General features: G+C 63.9%; 24 protein-coding genes. 5 read left to right on the top strand and 19 right to left on the bottom strand.

All coding sequences use genetic code 11. The features are described 5' to 3' along the window. Positions 1-30: 30 nt before the first annotated feature. From B0G38_RS04810 to fabF, 5 genes are all read left to right on the top strand, one after another. Positions 31-1,308 carry a PucR family transcriptional regulator gene (locus B0G38_RS04810; protein ID WP_264668392.1) on the top strand — a complete coding sequence of 426 codons (1,278 nt, stop codon included), beginning with the start codon at positions 31-33 and terminating at the stop codon, positions 1,306-1,308. Between the two features lie 94 nt (positions 1,309-1,402). After that, entirely contained in the window at positions 1,403-2,383 is a 981-nt protein-coding gene (locus B0G38_RS04805; RefSeq protein ID WP_264668391.1) for an ACP S-malonyltransferase, read from the top strand. A gap of 11 nt (positions 2,384-2,394) precedes the next feature. Continuing rightward, a complete protein-coding gene (locus B0G38_RS04800) occupies positions 2,395-3,447 on the top strand; it encodes a beta-ketoacyl-ACP synthase III (RefSeq protein WP_413542033.1) in 1,053 nt (350 codons plus the stop codon). Positions 3,448-3,568: 121 nt separating this feature from the next. Further along, positions 3,569-3,814, top strand: a complete 246-nt coding sequence (locus B0G38_RS04795) for an acyl carrier protein (protein WP_264668389.1) — start codon at positions 3,569-3,571, stop codon at positions 3,812-3,814. 94 nt (positions 3,815-3,908) lie between these two features. Continuing rightward, positions 3,909-5,144: a beta-ketoacyl-ACP synthase II gene (fabF, locus tag B0G38_RS04790; RefSeq protein ID WP_264668388.1), complete on the top strand. Its 1,236-nt coding sequence runs from the start codon at positions 3,909-3,911 to the stop codon at positions 5,142-5,144. A 123-nt stretch (positions 5,145-5,267) separates the two neighbouring features. Here the strand turns inward: fabF and B0G38_RS04785 are convergent, their stop codons facing one another. The 19 genes from B0G38_RS04785 to B0G38_RS04695 form a co-directional block, all read right to left on the bottom strand. Then, complete coding sequence (locus B0G38_RS04785; protein WP_264668387.1) at positions 5,268-5,771, bottom strand: DUF3145 domain-containing protein; 504 nt, start codon at positions 5,769-5,771, stop codon at positions 5,268-5,270. A gap of 205 nt (positions 5,772-5,976) precedes the next feature. Continuing rightward, positions 5,977-6,930, bottom strand: a complete 954-nt coding sequence (locus B0G38_RS04780) for a tyrosine-type recombinase/integrase (RefSeq protein ID WP_413542027.1) — start codon at positions 6,928-6,930, stop codon at positions 5,977-5,979. 88 nt (positions 6,931-7,018) lie between these two features. Further along, positions 7,019-8,224 (bottom strand): DNA-processing protein DprA, encoded by a 1,206-nt coding sequence (locus B0G38_RS04775; protein WP_264668386.1) that lies wholly within the window; start codon positions 8,222-8,224, stop codon positions 7,019-7,021. Further along, a complete protein-coding gene (locus B0G38_RS04770) occupies positions 8,224-9,771 on the bottom strand; it encodes a YifB family Mg chelatase-like AAA ATPase (RefSeq protein ID WP_264668385.1) in 1,548 nt (515 codons plus the stop codon). The genes B0G38_RS04775 and B0G38_RS04770 overlap by 1 nt, the downstream gene beginning before the upstream one ends. Continuing rightward, on the bottom strand, positions 9,771-10,127 hold the full coding sequence (locus B0G38_RS04765) for a YraN family protein (protein ID WP_264668384.1): 357 nt from the start codon (positions 10,125-10,127) through the stop codon (positions 9,771-9,773). The genes B0G38_RS04770 and B0G38_RS04765 overlap by 1 nt, the downstream gene beginning before the upstream one ends. A gap of 130 nt (positions 10,128-10,257) precedes the next feature. Further along, on the bottom strand, positions 10,258-10,584 hold the full coding sequence (locus B0G38_RS04760; protein ID WP_074702055.1) for a DUF2469 domain-containing protein: 327 nt from the start codon (positions 10,582-10,584) through the stop codon (positions 10,258-10,260). 89 nt (positions 10,585-10,673) lie between these two features. Beyond that, a complete protein-coding gene (locus tag B0G38_RS04755; RefSeq protein ID WP_264668383.1) occupies positions 10,674-11,387 on the bottom strand; it encodes a ribonuclease HII in 714 nt (237 codons plus the stop codon). Next, entirely contained in the window at positions 11,384-12,139 is a 756-nt protein-coding gene (gene lepB / locus B0G38_RS04750) for a signal peptidase I (RefSeq protein WP_264668382.1), read from the bottom strand. Before lepB (B0G38_RS04750) ends, B0G38_RS04755 begins: the two co-directional genes overlap by 4 nt. A gap of 2 nt (positions 12,140-12,141) precedes the next feature. Beyond that, on the bottom strand, positions 12,142-12,768 hold the full coding sequence (gene lepB / locus B0G38_RS04745; RefSeq protein ID WP_264668381.1) for a signal peptidase I: 627 nt from the start codon (positions 12,766-12,768) through the stop codon (positions 12,142-12,144). Between the two features lie 121 nt (positions 12,769-12,889). After that, positions 12,890-13,249 carry a 50S ribosomal protein L19 gene (gene rplS, locus B0G38_RS04740; RefSeq protein ID WP_264668380.1) on the bottom strand — a complete coding sequence of 120 codons (360 nt, stop codon included), beginning with the start codon at positions 13,247-13,249 and terminating at the stop codon, positions 12,890-12,892. A gap of 233 nt (positions 13,250-13,482) precedes the next feature. Further along, the gene (gene trmD / locus B0G38_RS04735; RefSeq protein ID WP_264668379.1) at positions 13,483-14,274 is read right to left on the bottom strand and encodes a tRNA (guanosine(37)-N1)-methyltransferase TrmD; all 792 of its coding nucleotides are present in this window, start codon (positions 14,272-14,274) and stop codon (positions 13,483-13,485) included. Further along, positions 14,275-14,823, bottom strand: coding sequence for a ribosome maturation factor RimM (gene rimM / locus B0G38_RS04730; RefSeq protein WP_264668378.1), 549 nt, complete (start codon positions 14,821-14,823; stop codon positions 14,275-14,277). It lies immediately after the preceding gene. Positions 14,824-14,934: 111 nt separating this feature from the next. Beyond that, positions 14,935-15,177, bottom strand: coding sequence for an RNA-binding protein (locus tag B0G38_RS04725; protein ID WP_169996195.1), 243 nt, complete (start codon positions 15,175-15,177; stop codon positions 14,935-14,937). Beyond that, entirely contained in the window at positions 15,178-15,618 is a 441-nt protein-coding gene (gene rpsP / locus B0G38_RS04720; RefSeq protein WP_264668377.1) for a 30S ribosomal protein S16, read from the bottom strand. It abuts the gene before it with no gap. Positions 15,619-15,818: 200 nt separating this feature from the next. After that, positions 15,819-16,301 (bottom strand): hypothetical protein, encoded by a 483-nt coding sequence (locus B0G38_RS04715; RefSeq protein ID WP_264668376.1) that lies wholly within the window; start codon positions 16,299-16,301, stop codon positions 15,819-15,821. A gap of 74 nt (positions 16,302-16,375) precedes the next feature. Then, positions 16,376-17,263 carry a VOC family protein gene (locus tag B0G38_RS04710; protein ID WP_264668375.1) on the bottom strand — a complete coding sequence of 296 codons (888 nt, stop codon included), beginning with the start codon at positions 17,261-17,263 and terminating at the stop codon, positions 16,376-16,378. Between the two features lie 97 nt (positions 17,264-17,360). Then, positions 17,361-18,590: a hypothetical protein gene (locus tag B0G38_RS04705; RefSeq protein WP_264668374.1), complete on the bottom strand. Its 1,230-nt coding sequence runs from the start codon at positions 18,588-18,590 to the stop codon at positions 17,361-17,363. 23 nt (positions 18,591-18,613) lie between these two features. Then, positions 18,614-19,324 carry an alpha/beta fold hydrolase gene (locus tag B0G38_RS04700; protein ID WP_264668373.1) on the bottom strand — a complete coding sequence of 237 codons (711 nt, stop codon included), beginning with the start codon at positions 19,322-19,324 and terminating at the stop codon, positions 18,614-18,616. A 9-nt stretch (positions 19,325-19,333) separates the two neighbouring features. Beyond that, positions 19,334-19,867, bottom strand: coding sequence for an NUDIX hydrolase (locus B0G38_RS04695; protein ID WP_264668372.1), 534 nt, complete (start codon positions 19,865-19,867; stop codon positions 19,334-19,336). Positions 19,868-19,942 lie beyond the last annotated feature (75 nt).

Here is a 19,942-nt window from a genome sequence, read left to right as displayed (position 1 = left end):
CACAGGCCGCCGAGTGCGTATGCTCGAGGCATGCCCCAGCCCCGGACCAATGCCGCAACCCCGGCCCCGCAAACGACGCCGAAGACCACGGTCCGCGGCGCCAAGCCATACTCAAGCAAGCAGCCGCCGGCCACCGCTGCCACCCTTGACCGGCTCAGGTCGAAGATCGGCGCGCTGTCCACCACTACGCTCAAGCGGCTGGAAAGCGAGTTGCCCTGGTACCGCAGCCTTCGTCCCGACGAGCGGGCCGCGCTGGGGCTGGTTGCGCAAAAAGGGATCGCGTCCTTCGTGACCTGGTATGAGCGGCCGGCATCGCCGGCCTGGGTCATGAACGACGTTTTCGGTACAGCTCCGACCGAGCTGACCCGCTCAATCAGCCTGCAACGCGCCCTGCAACTGATCCGCGTGGTGGTTGAAGCCGTGGAAGACCAGGTCAGCGACTTGGCGGGCGGCAGCGACGAAGCATCGCTGCGTGAGGCGGTCCTGAGGTATTCCCGGGAGGTGGCCTTCGCCGCAGCGGACGTCTACGCGCGTGCCGCCGAGACCCGCGGAGCTTGGGACACACGGCTGGAGGCACTTGTCGTGGACGCTATCCTGCGCGGCGAGAGCTCGGACGCCCTGCGTTCGCGGATCGCCGCCGTCGGCTGGAAATCTGCCGGCAGGATTACCGTCATGGTGGGTAGTTCCCCGCCGGAACCAAGCCCGTCTTTCGTCGCCGAAATACGCCGGGCCAGTTCACGGTTCGCCGACGATACCTTGGTGGGGATCCAGGGCGAGAGGCTGATTCTGGTACTGGGCGGCATATCCGACCAGGGCTCAGCCTTCATCCGGCTCAGCGAACTGTTCGGCCCCGGCCCCGTTGTCTACGGACCGGAAACCAAATCGCTGGTAGACGCAAGCATGTCGGCGCAGGCAGCTTTCGCCGGCCTCTCAGCCGCCCGGGCCTGGCCAGGCGCGCCGCGTCCTGTGGCGGCAAACGACCTGTGGCCCGAACGGGTCATGTCGGGTGACGATGCCGCACGCCGCGACCTGTACAAATACATCTACGTGCCGCTGGTCAATGCCGGAAACGGACTCAGCGAAACGCTCTCCAGTTACCTATCTCTCGGCCATTCCCTGGAGGCAACCGCGAGAGAACTCTTCGTCCATGCCAATACCGTGCGGTACCGCCTGCGGAGAGTGTGTGACGTGACCGGCTGGGATCCGCTGCTCCCCCGCGAGGCGTTCGTTCTGCAAACAGCCCTCGTTGTTGGCCGCCTGGTGGCCGCGTCACGGCCCGCCCAGGAGCGCGCGCCTACTCGGCAGTAACAACCTGCCCTTGTAGACTTCCTACAAAGGGATCAGGTGAGCTTCGTTTGCCAAAACACCCTAATAACCCCATCGTCTTTGGAAAGCTGGATAAGTGCTTGCAATTGTCTGCCCGGGCCAGGGCTCCCAGACCCCAGGATTCCTCTCCCCTTGGCTAGACGTCCCCGGCGTCGCTGAACACCTGAGCTTGCTCAGCGACATAGCGAAGCTGGACCTCGTAGCCCACGGAACCACTTCCGACGAAGAGACCATCAAAGATACAGCCGTCGCCCAGCCGCTGATCGTTGCCGCCGGCCTCATCGCGGCCAGAGCGCTGACGGCGGACGAACCGCTGGATCTTTCCACGGTTGTGGCCGGACACTCCGTCGGTGAGATTACGGCCTCGGCCATTGCCGGCGCGCTGACCGAAAACGATGCGATGGCCTTCGTCCGCGAACGCGCCAACGCAATGGCCCAGGCCGCGGCCCAGGCGCCGACCGGCATGAGTGCAGTGCTCGGCGGAGACGAGGCGGAAGTTCTCGCAGCTATCGACGCCGCAGGGCTCACCGCCGCGAACGCGAACGGCGGCGGGCAGATCGTGGCAGCCGGCACCTTCGAGCAACTCCAGACCCTGGCGGATAATCCGCCGGTCAAGGCCCGGGTCATCCCGCTGAAGGTGGCCGGCGCTTTCCACACCGAACATATGGCGCCCGCCGTAGGTGTTCTGGAAGCGCTGCGCCCGCAGCTTTCCCCTGACTCACCGGCGCTGACGCTGCTGTCCAATTACGACGGCGAACCGGTTGCCGGCGGCGAGCAGAACCTGGACAGTCTGATCGCCCAGGTCTCCAGGCCCGTCCGCTGGGATCTGTGCATGGAAGAACTGCTCTCCGTGGGCGTGACCGGCCTACTCGAACTGCCGCCAGCGGGGACGCTGACGGGGCTGGCGAAGCGTGGCATGAAGGGTGTGGCTACAATGGCCCTGAAATCCCCTGATCAGCTCGAGCAGGCCCGCGCCTTCATCGCCGAACATACCCAACAGACACCGGCCGGCGTCGCACTTACCAATGAACATAAGTCTGGAGACATCCACCAGTGAGCAACCCCGTCATGCGCCAGTCCCAACTGCGCGAACATTCCCGCATCCTCGGTTTGGGAGCCTTCCGGCCCGGTGTCATCGTTACGAACGACGATGTCTGCCAGTGGATTGAGTCCTCTGACGAATGGATCCGTCAGCGGACCGGAATTGTGACGCGCCACCGGGCCGGAGCGGATACCTCCGTTGTGGACATGGCCGAGGGCGCTGCCCTCGAAGCACTCGAGAAGGCCGGCATCGAAGCCTCCCAGCTCGGAGCTGTCATCGTCTCGACTGTCTCGCACCCGTACGCCACGCCGTCGGCCGCTGCTGCCCTGGCAGACCGGCTTGGGGCAACACCCGCGCCGGCATTCGATATTTCCGCTGCCTGCGCAGGCTACTGCTACGGCATTGCCCAGGGCGACGCCTTGGTCCGTTCCGGCGCAGCCGAATTCGTTCTGGTGGTAGGAGCGGAGAAGCTCTCGGATGTGATCGATAACTCCGAGCGGACCATCTCCTTCCTGCTCGGCGACGGTGCCGGCGCCGTCGTTATCGGCCCTTCCGACACTCCCGGCATCGGGCCATCGGTCTGGGGCTCGGACGGGAGCAAGTGGGATGTCATCGGCATGACCCATTCGCTGAACGACGTGCGTGAACTCTCCTTGGCTGCGGAGGCCGCAGGCTCTCTCTCCGCAGCTGCTGCAGAACGGAACGAAGACGGCAAGAAGCTGTGGCCCACCTTGCGCCAGGACGGACAGTCGGTGTTCCGCTGGGCCGTTTGGGAAATGGTGAAGGTTGCCCAGCGCGCCCTGGACGAAGCCGGAGTCAAGCCGGAAGAGCTCGCCGCGTTCGTCCCGCACCAGGCCAATATGCGCATCATCGACGAGATGATCAAGCAACTAAAGCTGCCGGAAAGCGTCACGGTTGCCCGCGACATTGCAGACGCCGGAAACACCTCCGCAGCCTCTATTCCGCTGGCTGCGCACCGCCTGCTGCAGGAAAACCCGCAGCTCAGCGGAGGTCTGGCGTTGCAGATTGGCTTCGGCGCGGGGCTGGTCTTCGGTGCACAGGTCATCGTTCTGCCGTAGTATCGCAGTCGTTCCGCTGCAATTTCCCCTGCATGTGAACAGTTTTCCATTCCAAACCGTATTCAGCGGTTTGACAACCCGGCCGGACATCGTGCCGGCACCATTAGAAAAGGAGCCTTCAATGGCTAGCAACGAAGAAATCCTGGCAGGCCTGGCCGAAATCGTTAACGAGGAAACCGGTCTCGCGCCCGAGGCTGTCGAACTGGACAAGTCCTTCACCGACGATCTGGATATCGACTCCATCTCCATGATGACGATCGTCGTCAACGCTGAGGAAAAGTTCGGCGTCCGCATCCCAGACGAAGAGGTCAAGAACCTCAAGACCGTCGGCGACGCCGTGGACTTCATCGCCAGCGCCCAGGCGTAAGTTTTCCCTTCACAGGGACCGGCGGCCGGATGCGATTCGTTCCGGCCGCCGACTCTTGCATTTTTTGCCCCATACCCTTGGAGAGAATGAGTAAATGGCACGCAAAGTAGTCATCACTGGCCTTGGCGCCACCACGCCCATCGGCGGCGACGTCCCAACGATGTGGAAGAACGCTCTCAAGGGCGTGTCAGGCGCCCGCACCCTTGAAGACGATTGGGTAGCACGCTACGAACTCCCCGTAACCTTTGCCTGCCGGGCCTCGAACAAGCCGGACGAAGTACTGACCCGCGTCGAGGCCAAGCGGATGGACCCGTCCACACAGTTCGCCGTTGTTGCATCCCGTGAAGCCTGGAAGGACTCGGGCATCGAAGAGATCGACCACGACCGGCTGGCCGTGGCTTTCGCTACCGGTATCGGCGGCGTCTGGACACTTCTGGATGCCTGGGACACCCTCCGGGACAAGGGGCCCCGCCGGGTCCTGCCGATGACCGTTCCCATGCTGATGCCCAACGGCCCCTCAGCAGCGGTGAGCATGGATCTGGGCGCCCGCGCCGGCGCCCACACTCCTGTCTCCGCCTGTGCCTCGGGTACCGAGGCCATCGCCCTGGGCGTTGATCTCATCCGTGCCGGCAAGGCCGACGTCGTTATGACCGGCGGCGCCGAAGCTGCCATCCATCCGATGCCGATTGCCGCCTTCAGTGCCATGCAGGCACTCTCCAAGCGCAACGACGACCCTGAGCACGCCTCACGGCCGTACGATCTGGACCGCGACGGATTCGTCATGGGCGAAGGAGCCGGCGCGCTCGTCCTCGAGGCCGAGGAACACGCTCTCGCCCGCGGCGCCCGTATTTATGCCGAACTTGCTGGCTCCGGAGTCACCGCCGATGCGTACCACATCACTGCCCCGGATCCGGAAGGCCTTGGAGCGACCCGAGCGCTCAAGGCAGCTATGTTTGACGCCCGCGCTCAGGCCGTAGACGTGGTCCACGTCAACGCTCATGCCACCTCCACCCCGGTGGGCGACAAACCCGAGTACACGGCCCTCAAGGCTGCTCTGGGCAACCAGGTAGACAACGTCTCGGTCTCGGCAACCAAGTCGCAGACCGGACACCTCTTGGGAGCCTCGGGCGCCGTCGAATCGGTCATGACGGCCCTTGCCGTGTACGAACGCAAGGCACCTGTGACCATCAACCTCGACAATCAGGATCCGGAGATCCCGCTGGACGTGGTGACCTCCGCCCGGGATTTGCCCAGCGGCGACATTGTGGCGCTGAACAACTCCTTCGGTTTCGGCGGACACAACGCCGTCGTCGTGTTCCGGAACGCCTGACCCTACCGGTACGGAAAATCCCTGCCGCAGACCGGCAAAGGAGAGGCTGCTCAGCGAATCGCTGAGCAGCCTCTCCTTTGCTTTGCTGTTGGATGAGCGGCGAAGGCGTTTGGTGCAGAAGTGTCAGCCGACCTGGTGAAGCCACCGGACGGGTGCGCCCTCGGCTGCGTGCCGGAAGGGTTCCAGCTCTTCATCCCAAGCCTCGCCGAGCGCCAAGGAGAGCTCATGGTAAACGGCCGCCGGATCACCGGCGCCCGTCTCGTAGGCGTAGCGGATGCGGTCTTCTGAAACCATGATGTTGCCATGGACATCTGTTGCCGCGTGGAATATGCCCAGTTCGGGCGTGTGCGACCAACGGCCCCCGTCCACGCCGGGGCTCGGCTCTTCGGTCACCTCATAACGCAGATGGGCCCAGCCGCGCAAGGCGGACGCCAGCATAGCACCTGTCCCCTGTGGACCGAGCCACGAGAGTTCGGCCCGGAACATTCCGGGCGCAGCAGGTTGAGGGGTCCAGTCAAGATCCGTTCGCTTGTCCACGACGGATCCGACGGCCCACTCGATGTGGGGGCATAGCGCTGTAGGCGCCGAATGCACAAACAGCACACCACGCGTCATCACAACAGACATCCCATCCTCCAATTTGCTGTAGGTACGTCTTCCCCAACGACCTTCAGCCCACGGATAGTTATCTGATTCCGACGCTGCTATTGCTCAGGTTGATTCGACGATACATCTATTAGTATTTCGTCAACCCGATGGATTATGTGACTCATTCTGCCGTATGTCCGGGAATTCCGCCAGCGTAACTACCAAGTTGCCATTCCCGTTCGCACTAGGCACGCGGATGCGCCTGCTTATAGCTGGCTCGCAGGCGATCCACCGAGACATGTGTATAGATCTGTGTAGTCGCCAGGGATTCATGGCCAAGAATCTCCTGGACGGCACGGAGGCCCGCGCCACCGTCGAGCAGATGCGTAGCGGTGCTGTGGCGCAATGCGTGCGGGCTGGTGGCCGCGGTGTCGCCGAGTCCGGCAAACAGGCGTGCGGAAACGTCCCGCACCTGCCGCTGGTCGATCCGTTTTCCCCGGCGGCCCAGAAACAGCGCCGGGCCGCTGGCATCCGTCGCCAGCGCTCCCCTCCCGCGGCGAAGCCAGTCATCCAACGCGGTAGCGGCAGGAACACCGTAGGGGACGGCGCGTTCTTTATTGCCCTTACCCAGGACGTGTACCAGCCTGCGGTCCTGGTCAAGGTCGTCAACGTCCAGCCCGGACAACTCCCCAACACGAATTCCGGTGGCGTAGAGAAGTTCGATCAGCGCCCGGTCACGCAGCGGAACAGGCTGCCCCTCGGCTGCTTCCGAAGCCAACGTCGAGAACAGCTGTTCCACCTGGCGCCGCTGCAGGACGTGGGGCAGCGTCCGTTGGCGCTTGGGAGCCTGCAACCGCACTGCAGGATCGCTTGCAATGAGCTCTTCGCGCAGGGCCCATGCGGTAAAGACTCGGGCGGACGCGGCACGGCGAGCGATACTCGACCGGGCCAGGCCGTCGATATTCATGCTGCCCAGCCAGGCGCGTAGAGTCAGCAGACTGAGCCCGCTTAAATCCGCTATGGAGTTGCACACCGCGAAGTTGAAGAGCTGTTGGAGGTCCGCCAGATAGGCACGGGTGGTGTGTTCCGAATGAGCACGTTCGGCAGTCAGGTACTTTTCAAACCCGTTGAACGCCGAGCTGAAGCTTTCCGGCCAAGGCCTGTTAGAAGCTGCTTCCGGCATCTCACGAGCATTCATCGTTCTACTGTCCTCGATCCCGGTCTCGAACTCAAGACGCCACACGTAGGCTTCCTGCAGGACTTAGAAGGCTAAGACCGCCCATCGTTCAGCCCCGCCGTTGCCGCCGCCAACCGGACGAATCCTGCTGGGCAAGGGACATGATTTCCAGCCGCCCGAGCCCCGCCAGCACCATCCTCATGGGCAATCCGGCTACAGCCGAAAGCTTCTCGACCGTGGTTCCCTGCCTCACGGGCAGTGCGTCCAGCAGGAGCAGATCCTCCACACTGAGGCCATCGTGGTCGGAGAGCGGCACGTGTTGCTCAGCGGCCGCCCCTGCATCGAGGGGCCCCGCCAATTCAGCGACTTCCGCAGCGTCGGTTACGCAGATTGCACTGCCGTCACGCAGCAGTCGGTGCGTGCCTGCCGAGTTCGCCGAGTAGATGGATCCCGGCACTGCGCCGACCGGACGGCCCAGTCCTGCAGCATGGTGCGCCGTGTTCAGCGCTCCCGAACGCCACCGGGCTTCTACGACTACCGTGGTACCGGCCAGTGCGGCGATCAATCGGTTGCGCTGGAGGAACCGCCAGCGAGTGGGCGCGGCGCCTGGCGGCAGTTCGGAGAGCAGAAGACCGCGGCTGGCCACGGTGCGGAGCAGTTCCTCATTCCCCGCCGGATAGTAGCGGTCCAGCCCGCACGCCATGATCGCGACGGTGGCTGGCCAACGTCCTGGCTCTGCGGCTGCCAGGGCGGAACGGTGCGCCTGGGCGTCGATGCCGTAGGCACCTCCAGAAGCCACGCAGTAGCCCTTCTGGGTCAGGCCTGCGGCCAGGTCGCCTGTAGCAGAGTTGCCGTAGTTCGTGCTGTCCCTTGATCCAACCAGGGCTACCGTGCGTTCTGCTGGGGGAATTCCGTTCGAGTGTTGCCCGCGGATCCAAAGGCACAGCGGTTCTGCGAGCTCCAGATCAGCAAGTGCCACTGGCCAAGACTCATCGCCTGGCACCAGAACGGCCCCACCAAGGCGCTCGATCGTGGCCAGGTCCCGATCCGGGTCCAGATCCTTGATCCGCGGATGCCAGCGCTGAAGAGCCTCGGAAAGCATTCCCTGTTGGCTGCGTGACTGCTCCCGGTTCAGCAGGCGATAGAGCTCAGCCTGCAGCTCCGGTCCCGGTTTCACCTCGCCTGTCGCGATACGCAGCCCATCCAGGGCGCCGACGGCCGCGACAAGGGCGAGTCCCACCCAGTCCGAAGGCTCCATGAGCCGTGATAAGGCCGCCCGCGCCCTGCGGTCGGCGGCCTGTGTAGTCGTCGTCATCATGCCGCACCTACCTGTTGACGGAAAGCCAGCGCCGTGCAGACGCAGTCTCGATCGGGAACCGCCAGACCCGCCAGATCGGCCATGGTCCAGGCCACCCTGAGCACCCGGGCATAGCCCCGGCCGGTCAGCACATCGCGCTCCATGGCCTTGTCGAGGTCTACTGTTGCCGTGGGCGAAAGCCGCAGTTCGGTCTTGAGCAGCTCGGCCGAAACCTCCGAGTTCAGTTCGTGGCCCCAACGCCCCAACCGCTCCCGTTGAGCCCTCCTGGCTTCGCGCACGCGCGCCGCGACGGTACGGCTCGCTTCCTGCTCCGCTGCACCGGCCATGTCGGCGAGCGACAGCCGGTTGAGCCGCAGCTGAAGATCTATGCGGTCTATCAGGGGTTTGGATAACTTGCCGAAGTACCGGCGGCGTTGCACGGGCGTGCAACTGCACTCCAACCCTTTGCCGCTGGCCATCCCGCAGGGACAGGGATTGGCCGCCAGCACCAGCTGGAAGCGGGCGGGATAGGCGGCCGTGCCCGCTGCCCGGTGGAGCACCAGATTCCCGCTCTCCAGCGGCTGCCGCAACGCATCCAATACCGCGCGATCATATTCGGGTGCCTCGTCAAGGAAGAGGACGCCGCGGTGTGCCCTCGACGCAGCACCGGGACGCGGGACTCCGGAACCGCCGCCGATGATGGAAGCAGTGGTGGCCGTATGATGCGGGTTCTCGAATGGCGGACGCCGCAACAACTGGGTCAAATGCGCGGCAGTATTGCTCAATGAATGAACCGCAGTGACCTCCATGGCGTGGTGGTCCGGCAGGTCCGGCAGCAGACCAGGCAGCCGCTCTGCCAGCATCGTCTTGCCCGCCCCGGGCGGCCCGACGAGCATGACGTGGTGCCCCCCAGCGGCCGCAACCTCCATGGCGGTTCTGGCTTCGTGCTGGCCTGCGATATCTGCCATGTCGGGTTCGCGACAGTCCCCGGCGGTTGGGCTCTCGCGTCCGGCCAGAGCTTCCTCTGCATCGCCCACCGGGAGCAGCAGGGGGACCGGATCCGCGCCATAGGCAAGGAGCAGTTCAGCCAGCGTTCCATAACTCCGGACCTTGACGCCGGGGACCAGTTCCGCTTCCGCGCGGTTGGCCGCCGCCACGACCACTTCGGGGTGGCCGTCATCAACTGCTGCCATGACGGCCGGCAACACGCCCCGGATGGGCCTCAGCCTGCCGTCAAGCCCAAGTTCGGAGAGGAACACGGTTCCGCCGCTTGGCCGGACATCCCCGGCTGCCTGCAAGGCGGACATCAGGATTGCCAGATCGAAGCCGGAGCCTTTTTTCGGTAACGAAGCCGGGATCAGGTTCACGGTGATTTTGCGCCGGCTCAGTGGTATTCCGGCGTTCTTCGCCGCCGCCTTAATCCGGTCCTTCGCCTCATTCAGCGACGCATCCGGCAAGCCGAGGAGGACAAATGCCGGGAGCGTCTGGCATATGTCGGCTTCGACCTCGACCATGTGTCCTGACAAGCCGACCAGTGCCACAGAGAATGTTCTGCCCAGTCCCATCAGCCCACGGCCTTCACGTGCTCAATGACTGGAGGGGTCTGCCCGTCATGGAGAATGGCAACGGCATCGATACGGTAGCCGGTGCCCGACATGCCGTGCGCCCGCAGCCATTGCAGGGTCAGGATCTGCAGTCGCTGGACCTTGGCAGGCGTAATCGCCTCAAGAGGATGCCCGTAGTCCGGACTCCGCCGCGTTTTGACCTCGGAAACGACAACTGTTGCCCCTTCCAGAGCAACGATGTCGATCTCCCCCGTGCCGGAACGCCAATTGCGGTCCACGACCCGCTGCCCGGCCTGTTCCAAATACCTGGCAGCAAGGTCTTCTCCGTCTTTGCCCAGTTTGTCTTTGGCTCTCATACACCCAGCGTCGCGGCACGGACGGCAGTGGCACAGGGACCCTGGCACTTATGTGGACGTTGCTCCGGGCCGTGATTGCTGTGCAGGAAAAGTGCAAAATCCACCGGGCCGTCCGCGGGCGGAGAAAACGCTAGTTACCGAGGTCTGCGTCCTTGGGCAGCGTCAGGTCATCGGTCTTGGTCAGCTCTTCGATGTTCACGTCCTTGAACGTCAGCACGCGGACCTTTTTGACGAAACGTGCCGAGCGGTAAATATCCCAGACCCAGGCATCCTGCAGGGTCAGGTCGAAGTAGATCTCGCCATCGGCCGAACGGGCCTGCAGATCAACATGGTTGGCCAGGTAGAACCGCCGCTCGGTCTCCACAACGTAGCTGAACAAACCCGCAACGTCGCGGTATTCGCGGTAGAGCTGCAGCTCCATGTCCGTTTCATAGTTCTCAAGATCTTCGGCGCTCATGCCACCATCTTCTCGCAGTTCGGTTAGGTCTGTGGTCCCCGCCGTATTTCGGTCCTCATGGGAGGCGGTAATCGCGGGTGAAGAACCGGTTAGAGCGGTCCTGCTCCGCTCAGTTCAACGGCAGCCATGGACGGACTGTCCGGCGTCAGCCGCCAGCTCTGCCTGTGCTGGCTTGAAGGTCCCTTGTCCAGAATGGCCGCCCGGTGGCTGCCGGTAGCGTAGCCCTTGTTGGCCTCCCAGCCATACGCAGGGTAGTCATCGGCAAGCTTTACCATCATTGCGTCGCGTTCCACCTTTGCCAGGACGCTGGCGGCGGCCACGCTAAGGCACTGCAAATCGGCTTTGATCTTCGTGTGCACAGGCGCGTCGCACCCGGCACCGTCGGATACCTCGAAGAGCGATGCCTGCGGCTGTGCCGAGAGCCAGTCATAGTTGCCGTCCAGGATCACGACATCCGGCCGGGATACGGCAAGAACCTGCAGCCAGGCGCGGGTTCCGGCCAGGCGCAGCGCGGCCATCAGCCCCATGCTGTCAATTTCAGCAGGAGAGGCGTGGCCAACGCCGTAGGCGGCGGCCCAGGTCCGGATCACCGGCACGAGAGCTTCGCGGTCCGGCGCGCTGAGCAGTTTGCTGTCGCGCACACCTTTGAGCGCCTTGGCAGTGGTGGCGTCGATCAGGACCATGCCCACGCTGACGGGGCCGGCCAAGGCTCCACGGCCAACTTCATCCGCACCGGCAATCAGCCGGTGGCCCTGCGCCTTGAACGAACGCTCGAAGCGCAGGTGCGGGTCCTTTGGCGTCATCGGCTGGCCGCCTGCGCCGGTTCGGTTTCTTCCACGGAGCCCGATTCCTGACCGGGGTTCCCTTCGTCCGGTGCCGGGACAGCGTCGAACACTTCCGGATAGCTGCCCAGCACACTCATCCGGCCCAACGGCCAGGCGATCACGGCTGCCCTGCCTTCCACCGCATCCATGTCAACGAATCCGCCGGATTCCTCGCCGCGGTGTTCGCGGGAATCGGCCGAATGGTTCCGGTTATCCCCCATGACCCAGATTTTACCCTCAGGAACAACGACGTCGAAGGGCTGGCGTGCATTGTCGGATTCCGGATGCAGGTACGGCTCGTTGAGCGGATATCCGTTCACGGTAATCCGTCCGTCCGCGTCGCAGCAGACCACGCGGTCCCCGCTGACACCGATCACGCGCTTGACCAGATGCTGCTGCGAGCTATCGGGCAGCAGCCCAACAAAGGTGAGGGCCTGCTGGAACCAGCCATCGTCGCCGTTCGATTCGGCCGGAGGCAGCCAGCTGAGGTCGTCCTGGAAGACAACAACGTCCCCGCGGTTGAGGCTGAACGGCTCAGGCACCAGCAGATTGACGAAAATGCGGTCGTTGACTTCCAAGGTGTTTTCCATGGAAGTAGACGGAATGTAAAAGGCCCGGAACAGGAAGGTCTTGATCAGGAACGACAACAACAGGGCTACCGCCACGATGACCGCGATTTCGCGCAGCCACGCCAGAACCGGGTTTTTCCGTTTGTCTGCCGCCTGCTCCATGTTCACTTTCCTTTGTCCGTTTCGGGATCGGCGCCAAGAGCGGTCCGCTCCAGCGGGCCGGACCGTTCCAGCGGCCAGACGATTTCCATCGGCCTGCCGATTACCCTTTCCAAGGGAACCATACCCCCGCCGGGCGCACCCAGCAGTACGCGCGAATCAGCTGAGATTGACCGGTGGTCCCCCATCAACCACAACCTATCGTGCGGCACTTCAACGGCGAATTCCTGCTCGCTGGGGGCATCTCCGGGATACACATAGTCTTCAGTAACCGCTTCCCCATTAATCACCAGCCGGCCGTCTGGGGCACAGCATTCCACCGTGTCGCCGGGAAGCCCGATGACCCGCTTGACGTAAACCGTATCGCTGCCAATGAGTCCAAACCATTGCCCCAGCCCCAGCAGCGCGTCGACGTAGGCGGGGTTGCCGCTGTCGAAGGGCGCAAAGGAGCCGCGGCCGTCGAAAACCACCAGGTCGCCCCGCTGGATGGGTCCAAAGGCATAATCCGTTCGGGACACCAGTACCCTGTCGCCGGTATCCAGCAGCGGCTCCATCGAATCCGACGGTATGTAGTAGACGTCGATCAGGGTAGCTCGCACCACCGCGCTGAGCACGATTGCTGCGGCGAGCACAGCAAAGACAAAACGCCAGCCCGGGAATCCGGACCGGCGTTTTGGATGTTCCCCGGACGAGGCCCGGGGAACTGGAATTTCTTGCACCACTTAGTTCAAGCTGCCCTACGAAAAGGGAAGGCTACTTGGAAGTGTTGAAGTCGCGCTTTTCCTTGATCTTGGCAGCCTTGCCATGGCGATCGCGCATGTAGTACAGCTTGGCACGGCGAACGTCACCCTTGGTCAGGACTTCGATCTTGTCGATGATCGGAGAGTGAACCGGGAAGGTACGCTCCACGCCGACGCCGAAGGAAACCTTGCGGACGGTGAACGTCTCGCGGATGCCGTCGCCCTGGCGGCCCATCACGAAGCCCTGGAAGACCTGAACACGGGCGTTCTTGCCTTCGATGATGTTGACGTGAACCTTGACGGTGTCACCGGCGCGGAACTCGGGAACGTCGCTGCGCAGTGAAGCGGCGTCTACTGAATCGAGGATATGCATTGGTATCACTCCTGGTGAACGCCACAGGTCATCCACTTTGGTCACGGCATGAGGGTCCGGCGCGCGGCAGGACGATCAATACCGAAAGATCTATTAGACCGGCGTGTCCGGAAATGGCAGGCCGGTGTGTCTGGCTGTTGGCTCCACGCCCCCTGTGGCAGGCGCAAACCCAGCAAACACAAGTCTTTATTTTGCCACACTGCAGCGGGCACCGCCAATTCAGCCCGCTTGGGTCAACCAGCGGTTGGGCGCGGCGCGATGCCGGCTGCCGAAACAGCGTAGCCTGCACTTTCGAGCAAGGCCTTGTCCGCCTTGTCCAGCGTGGCGGGGTCCAGCCGGGCAATCAGGTCCGGACGGCGCTGGAGAGTCCGCAGCAGTTGCTCATCGCGCCGGAACCGGGCGATCTTGGCGTGGTTGCCGCTGAGCAGTACCTCTGGGACAGCCTTGTCCCGCCACTGCGAAGGCTTGGTGTAGACGGGATATTCGAGCAGGCCGTCGGAGTGGGATTCCTCGACCAGGGATTCCGGGTTGCCCACCACACCCGGGATCAGGCGCCCGATGGCCTCCACCATGGCCAGCACGGCAACCTCCCCGCCGTTGAGGACATAGTCACCCAGGCTCATCGGCCGGACGGTGAATCTTTCCGCGGCCCAGTCCAGCACACGCTCGTCAATGCCTTCGTACCGGCCGCAGGCGAAGACCAGATGCTCTTCCTCCGCGAGCTCGTGGGCGCCCGCCTGCGTAAAAACTTCTCCGGCCGGAGACGGCACGATCAGCACGGGGCGGGGGGACCCTTCCGAGGGCAGCACTGATTCGAGGGCCTGCGCCCAAGGTTCGGGTTTCATCACCATGCCGGCGCCGCCGCCGTACGGTGTGTCGTCCACCGTGCGGTGTTTGTCCGTCGTGAACTCCCGCAGGTCGTGCACGTCCAGTTGCAGCAGACCGTCCTGGCGTGCCTTGCCGATCAGGGAAAGTTCCAGGGCAGCCAGATACTCGGGGAAAATGCTAACGACGTCGATGCGCACTTAGCGCTCCCCCTCGCCGTCGTCGGGGGTGCCTTGGCTCTCGTCCGAGTTGAGCTCGAAAAGACCTGCGGGCGGGGTGACTCGGATGAAGCCGGCCTCGACGTCGACTTCCGGGACAATCTGTTCCACGAAGGGAACCAGGACTTCGTCGCCGTTGGCTGCAGTGACGACCAGGAGGTCCTGGGCGGGAAACGTATTCAGGGCGGCGACCTTGCCGACTTCCTGCTCATCCACTAGCACACGCAGGCCGACCAACTCGTGTTCGTACCAGGCGTCTTCATCGTCGTCGACATCTTCCGTATCAACGAACAGCTGGGCGCCGCGGAGCTCCTCGGCCCCGTTCCGGTCCACCACTTCCGCAAAGCCCAGCAGCAGGATGTCCTTGTTCCAACGGGCCGATTCAACCGTCAGCGGCCCCAGACTCGCCGGCTCAACGACAAAGGACGCGCCGGGGACGAAGCGTTCCTCCGGCGCATCGGTCATCACCTGGACAGTGACCTCGCCTCGAATGCCGTGGGGTTTGCCAATCCGCGCAATCTGGACCTGCATGGAATCTCCTGTCGAACTACGTCTGAGGGTCGAAAATCGGGGCACAAAAACATCCGGCCCTACACCATTATCTGGTGCGGGGCCGGATGCGATAACTGATGTGAAGCGTGCTCAGCGGCGGCGGTCAGTATCCACTACGTCCACGCGGACCTGCTCGCCACCCGCAAGTGCGGCGATGACGGTGCGCAGTGCGCGTGCAGTGCGGCCCTGACGGCCAATGACGCGGCCCAAATCGTCCTGGTGGACCCGCACCTCAATAATGTCTGAGCGGCGGTTGGTCTTCACCATGACCTTGACGTCCTCGGGACTGTCAACGATGCCACGGACCAGGTGTTCGAGCGCTTCAGCCAGCATTTACTCAGCCTTTGCGGTTTCGTCGGCAGACGCTTCAGCCGGTGCTTCTGCAGCGGCTTCGTCGGCGGCCTCTTCCTTCTTGGCCTTCGGGGTGATGGCCTCCGGGATGATCACAGACTCCTTCTCGGGAGCAGCGAAAGTTTCCTTGGGAGCCTTGGTCTTGAGCGTGCCTTCCTGGCCCTCAATACCCTTGAACTTCTGCCAGTCACCGGTGATCTTGAGCAGGGCGGCAACCTGCTCGGACGGCTGGGCGCCTACGCCGAGCCAGTACTGTGCACGGTCGGACTTGATGTCGATGTACGACGGCTCTTCGGTGGGGCGGTACAGCCCGATCTCCTCGATGGCACGGCCGTCGCGCTTGGCGCGGGCATCCATGACAACGATTCGGTAGTGGGCTGAGAACTTCTTGCCAAAGCGCTTAAGGCGAATCTTTACGGCCACTTTAGTGGTCACTCCTGGTTCTAAAAATGGGCGAACCCGTATGTCTGCACCCGTGGGGCGGGCCGTGGTTGGGGTTCAAAGGACAAGACACTTGCACGGAGAGAGGGGCCGCGCAGATCGAGTACCTGTCTATTGTGCCAGATACAACCCAATCCGCGCGACTCGGCTCCCCTGGCTGCGCGAGCGGCCATGAATGCCGGTCAGACGGACTCGGTACCGCTCCAGACATAGAGCTGCTGGCGGCCATCTTCTGCGGCATCCGCAGCGAGTTCGCCGATGCGCTTCACCGACTCCACCGCTGCGTCGCCACTGAGCGGCATGTCCTCTTCGGAAGCCCACGCCGCGGCGACATCAGGCAGGACGGGGGCACCGTCGTCGGACGTTTCGGCCAGCAGGTCGGCCAAGGCACGGACCATCGATTCCGGCGCAACATAGAGGGTCTCGCTGGCGACGTCGGCAATGGCAAGTTCGTCCTCGCCGACGGAATGGACTGCCTGCCCTGCCAGCTGGCCCAGCCGTTCGATTTCCCAATCCGTGATGCCATTGATCCGCGTGTGCGGAGCATCCGGAACTTCCACCTGGGCTCCGCCTTCGCCAACAGCCTCCAGCGCCTTATCAAGTGCGGCGGCGCGCTGCACCGCCGCGTCGTGGGTGGCCACAAAAACTTCAGTAATTCCGGACATAGCGCCTCCGCCTCGGATTGGATGCATTTGGTTTCACCCTATCCTGCGCGGGGCCGCGGCCAAACTGCGCAGGATCAGGAGACGGCGACGCGCAGCTGGTTGCGCCAGGGATCCTCGAACCGAAGCTCGGCACCGGTGTGATGATGGCTGACGCCGGCACTCCCCAGCCGCTGGGCCAGGGCGCCGACCTCGTCCTCGTTCGGAACATGGATCAGCACCTCCCCCAGGCCCAGGGTGTCCTTGCGCGGGCCGGCGCCGCGGCTGTTCCACACGTTCATCGCCATATGGTGGTGGTAGCCGCCGGCGGAGACAAACAACGCCTGGCCATGCCAGCCGGCCGTGCGCTCGAATCCGAGGGTGTTGACGTAGAACTGCTCCGCCAGCGAGGTGTCGCCAACCTGCAGGTGGACGTGGCCGATGGCCGCGCCAGCGTCGTGCTGCTGGCGGACGGAGTCCTCGGTGAGGTGGCTCTGCAGGTAGGACTGGGGGTTCAAGGCCAGGCTGTCCATGTGGACCTCCTTGCCTGTGGCGGTCTCATTCCATTCCCACTGCTCACGGGGCCGGTCATAGTACAGCTCAATGCCGTTGCCTTCGGGATCGGTGAAGTAGAAGGCTTCGCTCACCAAGTGATCGGCGCTGCCGACGAAACGCGTGGGGTCGGTTTGGGCCGCAGAGGCGACAGTCGCGGCAAGGTCCGACTGATTGTCGAACAGGAACGCGGTATGAAACAGCCCCGCTTCGCCGCGCGACGGCAGCTGGAGTCCGGCGGCGGGCGCCAGGTGGACCAGCGGCGTGGTGCCGCGGCCCAGATACACACCGCCGAGACCTTCTGCAACAGGATCCAAGCCCAGGGCGTCCTGGTAGTACTTGGTCATGTTCGCCATATCCCCCACCTTGAGCATTACGGTGCCCATGGTGAGGTCGCCTGCCAACAGATCCTGGTTCTTTGCTTGAAAGTTCATGTATAAAGAATACTTGAAGCTTCACGTTTATTCCAGTCCCAGCCGCTTGCGGTCCGGCTACTGCATCCACCTGGCGCGGCTGTGCCCCTGGCCAGGATCAGCGGCGGCGGTTCCGCCGGGACTTGAGGAAGCTGTAGAAAACGAGTTCGCCTGCCGCCTCGGTGACCAGCGACAGCGCTCCCGCGCGCATGATTCCGTTGCGGGGACTTCGGTGTCTGGCCGCCGCGCGGAAGAGTACTGCTGCGGCGCCGGCTGCCACGGCCGCGCTTCCGGCCAGCAGCTCCGGGTGCGCCAGCACGGTCCGGTGCCATTTGGCGAAGGGAGAATGCCCGGAGGTGGGAGTAGCGATGACTTCGAGCAAGGCCTTGGCCATCGGCAGCGGGGGCATCACGATGACCGGCTGACCCACGGCAGCCACCGGCGCTTCGGCCAGCCGGCCGGCCAGTTCCGGCAGCCCCAGGGCCACCGCTGTCCGGGCCAGGACCTCGCCATCCTCCGGCCCCTGCATCAGGTCCCTGAGCCGGGACTCAGCCTCAGCATCCAGATCGAGGGCTTGGGCGATGCCGGCGGTGCTCGGCTCCGTGGATCGGACCAATGTTCCGAGCAATCGCAGAGCTTCTGCCGAGGCCTTATCGGTGGTTGCGAACGGCTTCGGCTGCGGCTGCCATGCGTGCCACAAGTTGTTGCTCGGGTCGTTCACCGCACCGGGAAGCCAAACTTCAACGGCCCGCAGTCCGTCCAGATTCATTAACGCGACCAATGGCTTGGTTTCGGCCGGCCAGTTGTAGAGCCCGGGCGCGGCTTCCCCTTCCACAACCACCACAGAGCGGCCGGGCACGGTTTTGTCGTCCAGCACCTGGAGTTCGACGCGGTTCAGCGTTCCAAACATGATCAGATCTTCGTGGCGCATATTCCCCACGAGCACAGTGCGCAGCACCATTGGATCTTCCACATCCGTCCCACCGGATTCTCCCAGCTCAGGCTCCTCGGCCAGCCGGAACGCGGCCTCTGCTGCGGGGGCTTGGTAGCTGAAGCCATCCACGTCCGCTGCCGCGCCGAGGGCCAGCGAGAAACTTTGGGCCAGCATGCGGTAGTCGGGGCCGGGAGCGGCTTCGCCGCCCTGATCCAGGACAGCGACGCGTCCGGCAGCATTTCGGGCGAGCAGCATTTCGATGACTGTTTGGCCCGCCTCCGGCTGGCCTGCCGCGAAAGCACCGAGCAGCGAACGGTCCGTGATCTCTTGCATCAGGGCCGCTACACCAGCCTCGTCCAGTGGCCAGGGCCACCAAAGTTCACCGGTTATGGGCTCCCAGGCTGATTCACTCATGGCATCAACGCTAGCAAGTCCCGCTAGCTGTGCTGTCCAGTGGCCAGGAAGTCGACCAACAATCCATGGCCTTCCGGCGTGTCCTGCGGGCGGTGGTTGTTGGCAGCATGGCGATGCACCGCGCCGGTGGTAGCCAGATATTCCGCGACTTCTTCATACAGCGGCTCCCAGCCGCCGGTCACGACGAGGGTGCGGACGCCGGGAACAATGTGCAGCGGGGCGGTCCAAGGCGGATCCTGCAGCCGGAGCCGGCTGGCCTGCAGGCGGTCCGCAGCCGAGGCCAGAGGCTTCGCCGCCGTGCCAAGGACGAGGCGCGAGAACTCACGATGATATTGCTCGTCATCCAACTCATCCCTCGCGGCGAACAGAGGCTCAAGCCGCGTCCGATGTGCCTTTGTTGCCGGCAGGTCCGCGGTCAGCGACAAACACGCAGGTTCGAACAGGGTCAGGGAGGCCACCAGTTCCGGCCGTTCCACCGCCGCCATCATGGCCGCAACGGCCCCTTGGGAATGCGCGACGAGATGGCCGCCGTCGCCAAGGTTTTCCACGACTATTTGCATATCTGCCGCGAAATCCGTCCGCAGTGGAGCGGTATCCGGCGCGAAACCGTGCCGCCGGACAAACAGGCAGTCGTAGGCGCTGGCGAGACGGTGCTGGTACGGCCAGGCGGCGATGCCGAAGCGACCGGTTCCGTGTACAAAGACCACACGGGGCTTGGGGCGGCTGCGCTGCATGAGGGCAGTCTAGGATCCGGAGCTGACTGTATTGTCGAAGTCCGGCAGCAGCTCGCGTGGCGGCACGTCCCGCTGGACCGTATCGATCCGCTGGCCATCACGCAGCTCAAGCACCGAGAGCAATTCATGGGCGTCGAGGGCGGCTTTCAGCTGGGCCGCTTGGGGACAGCCCAGTCCGGCCAGCGCCAAGTCCGCCGCGAGGAACTCGGCTTGCCCGCCCGCCACTGCGGCGAGCGAACCGCCGTCGTAGGTTCCGCCGTCGTAAATAAACGTGATGGCTTCCGCCGGGGAGGCCGGCGTCTGCTGGTAATCAATAGCCAGAATGCGCCCCAGCGGCAGCGACAGCGAGGTTGCCTGCAGGACGCGTCCGGCCGTTGAGCGCGGGTCCTCCCCCGATTTCACCATTCCCGCCGGCAACGATGCCTGGCCTTCGGCATCGGGGCTGAGCAGAATGGAGCCGCTGACGGTGCGTACCACCACCGCCACGTTGGCAGGGCGCTTCCATTGGGAACCATAGAATCCACTCAGATCGTGCCTGCTCACAAAAGCCCTTCGTAGAAGCCCCAACTCTTACCAGGATGCGGAACGGTATGCTGCCGTGGTCCGGCCGGTGCCGGC

The sequence above is a fragment of the Crystallibacter permensis genome, assembly GCF_025960875.1.
GTDB lineage: Bacteria > Actinomycetota > Actinomycetes > Actinomycetales > Micrococcaceae > Crystallibacter > Crystallibacter permensis.
This window is presented reverse-complemented; position numbering and strand designations above follow the sequence as displayed.

Bases quoted from the DNA above. Each gene is read 5' to 3' on its own strand.
- B0G38_RS04810 (WP_264668392.1), top strand. From the start codon at position 31: ATGCCCCAGCCCCGGACCAATGCCGCAACCCCGGCCCCGCAAACGACG.
- B0G38_RS04800 (WP_413542033.1), top strand. From the start codon at position 2,395: ATGCGCCAGTCCCAACTGCGCGAACATTCCCGCATCCTCGGTTTGGGA.
- B0G38_RS04795 (WP_264668389.1), top strand. From the start codon at position 3,569: ATGGCTAGCAACGAAGAAATCCTGGCAGGCCTGGCCGAAATCGTTAAC.
- fabF (WP_264668388.1), top strand. From the start codon at position 3,909: ATGGCACGCAAAGTAGTCATCACTGGCCTTGGCGCCACCACGCCCATC.
- B0G38_RS04785 (WP_264668387.1), bottom strand. From the start codon at position 5,771: ATGTCTGTTGTGATGACGCGTGGTGTGCTGTTTGTGCATTCGGCGCCT.
- B0G38_RS04780 (WP_413542027.1), bottom strand. From the start codon at position 6,930: ATGAATGCTCGTGAGATGCCGGAAGCAGCTTCTAACAGGCCTTGGCCG.
- B0G38_RS04775 (WP_264668386.1), bottom strand. From the start codon at position 8,224: ATGACGACGACTACACAGGCCGCCGACCGCAGGGCGCGGGCGGCCTTA.
- B0G38_RS04770 (WP_264668385.1), bottom strand. From the start codon at position 9,771: ATGGGACTGGGCAGAACATTCTCTGTGGCACTGGTCGGCTTGTCAGGA.
- B0G38_RS04765 (WP_264668384.1), bottom strand. From the start codon at position 10,127: ATGAGAGCCAAAGACAAACTGGGCAAAGACGGAGAAGACCTTGCTGCC.
- B0G38_RS04760 (WP_074702055.1), bottom strand. From the start codon at position 10,584: ATGAGCGCCGAAGATCTTGAGAACTATGAAACGGACATGGAGCTGCAG.
- B0G38_RS04755 (WP_264668383.1), bottom strand. From the start codon at position 11,387: ATGACGCCAAAGGACCCGCACCTGCGCTTCGAGCGTTCGTTCAAGGCG.
- lepB (WP_264668382.1), bottom strand. From the start codon at position 12,139: ATGGAGCAGGCGGCAGACAAACGGAAAAACCCGGTTCTGGCGTGGCTG.
- rplS (WP_264668380.1), bottom strand. From the start codon at position 13,249: ATGCATATCCTCGATTCAGTAGACGCCGCTTCACTGCGCAGCGACGTT.
- rimM (WP_264668378.1), bottom strand. From the start codon at position 14,823: ATGCAGGTCCAGATTGCGCGGATTGGCAAACCCCACGGCATTCGAGGC.
- B0G38_RS04725 (WP_169996195.1), bottom strand. From the start codon at position 15,177: ATGCTGGCTGAAGCGCTCGAACACCTGGTCCGTGGCATCGTTGACAGT.
- B0G38_RS04715 (WP_264668376.1), bottom strand. From the start codon at position 16,301: ATGTCCGGAATTACTGAAGTTTTTGTGGCCACCCACGACGCGGCGGTG.
- B0G38_RS04710 (WP_264668375.1), bottom strand. From the start codon at position 17,263: ATGAACTTTCAAGCAAAGAACCAGGATCTGTTGGCAGGCGACCTCACC.
- B0G38_RS04705 (WP_264668374.1), bottom strand. From the start codon at position 18,590: ATGAGTGAATCAGCCTGGGAGCCCATAACCGGTGAACTTTGGTGGCCC.
- B0G38_RS04700 (WP_264668373.1), bottom strand. From the start codon at position 19,324: ATGCAGCGCAGCCGCCCCAAGCCCCGTGTGGTCTTTGTACACGGAACC.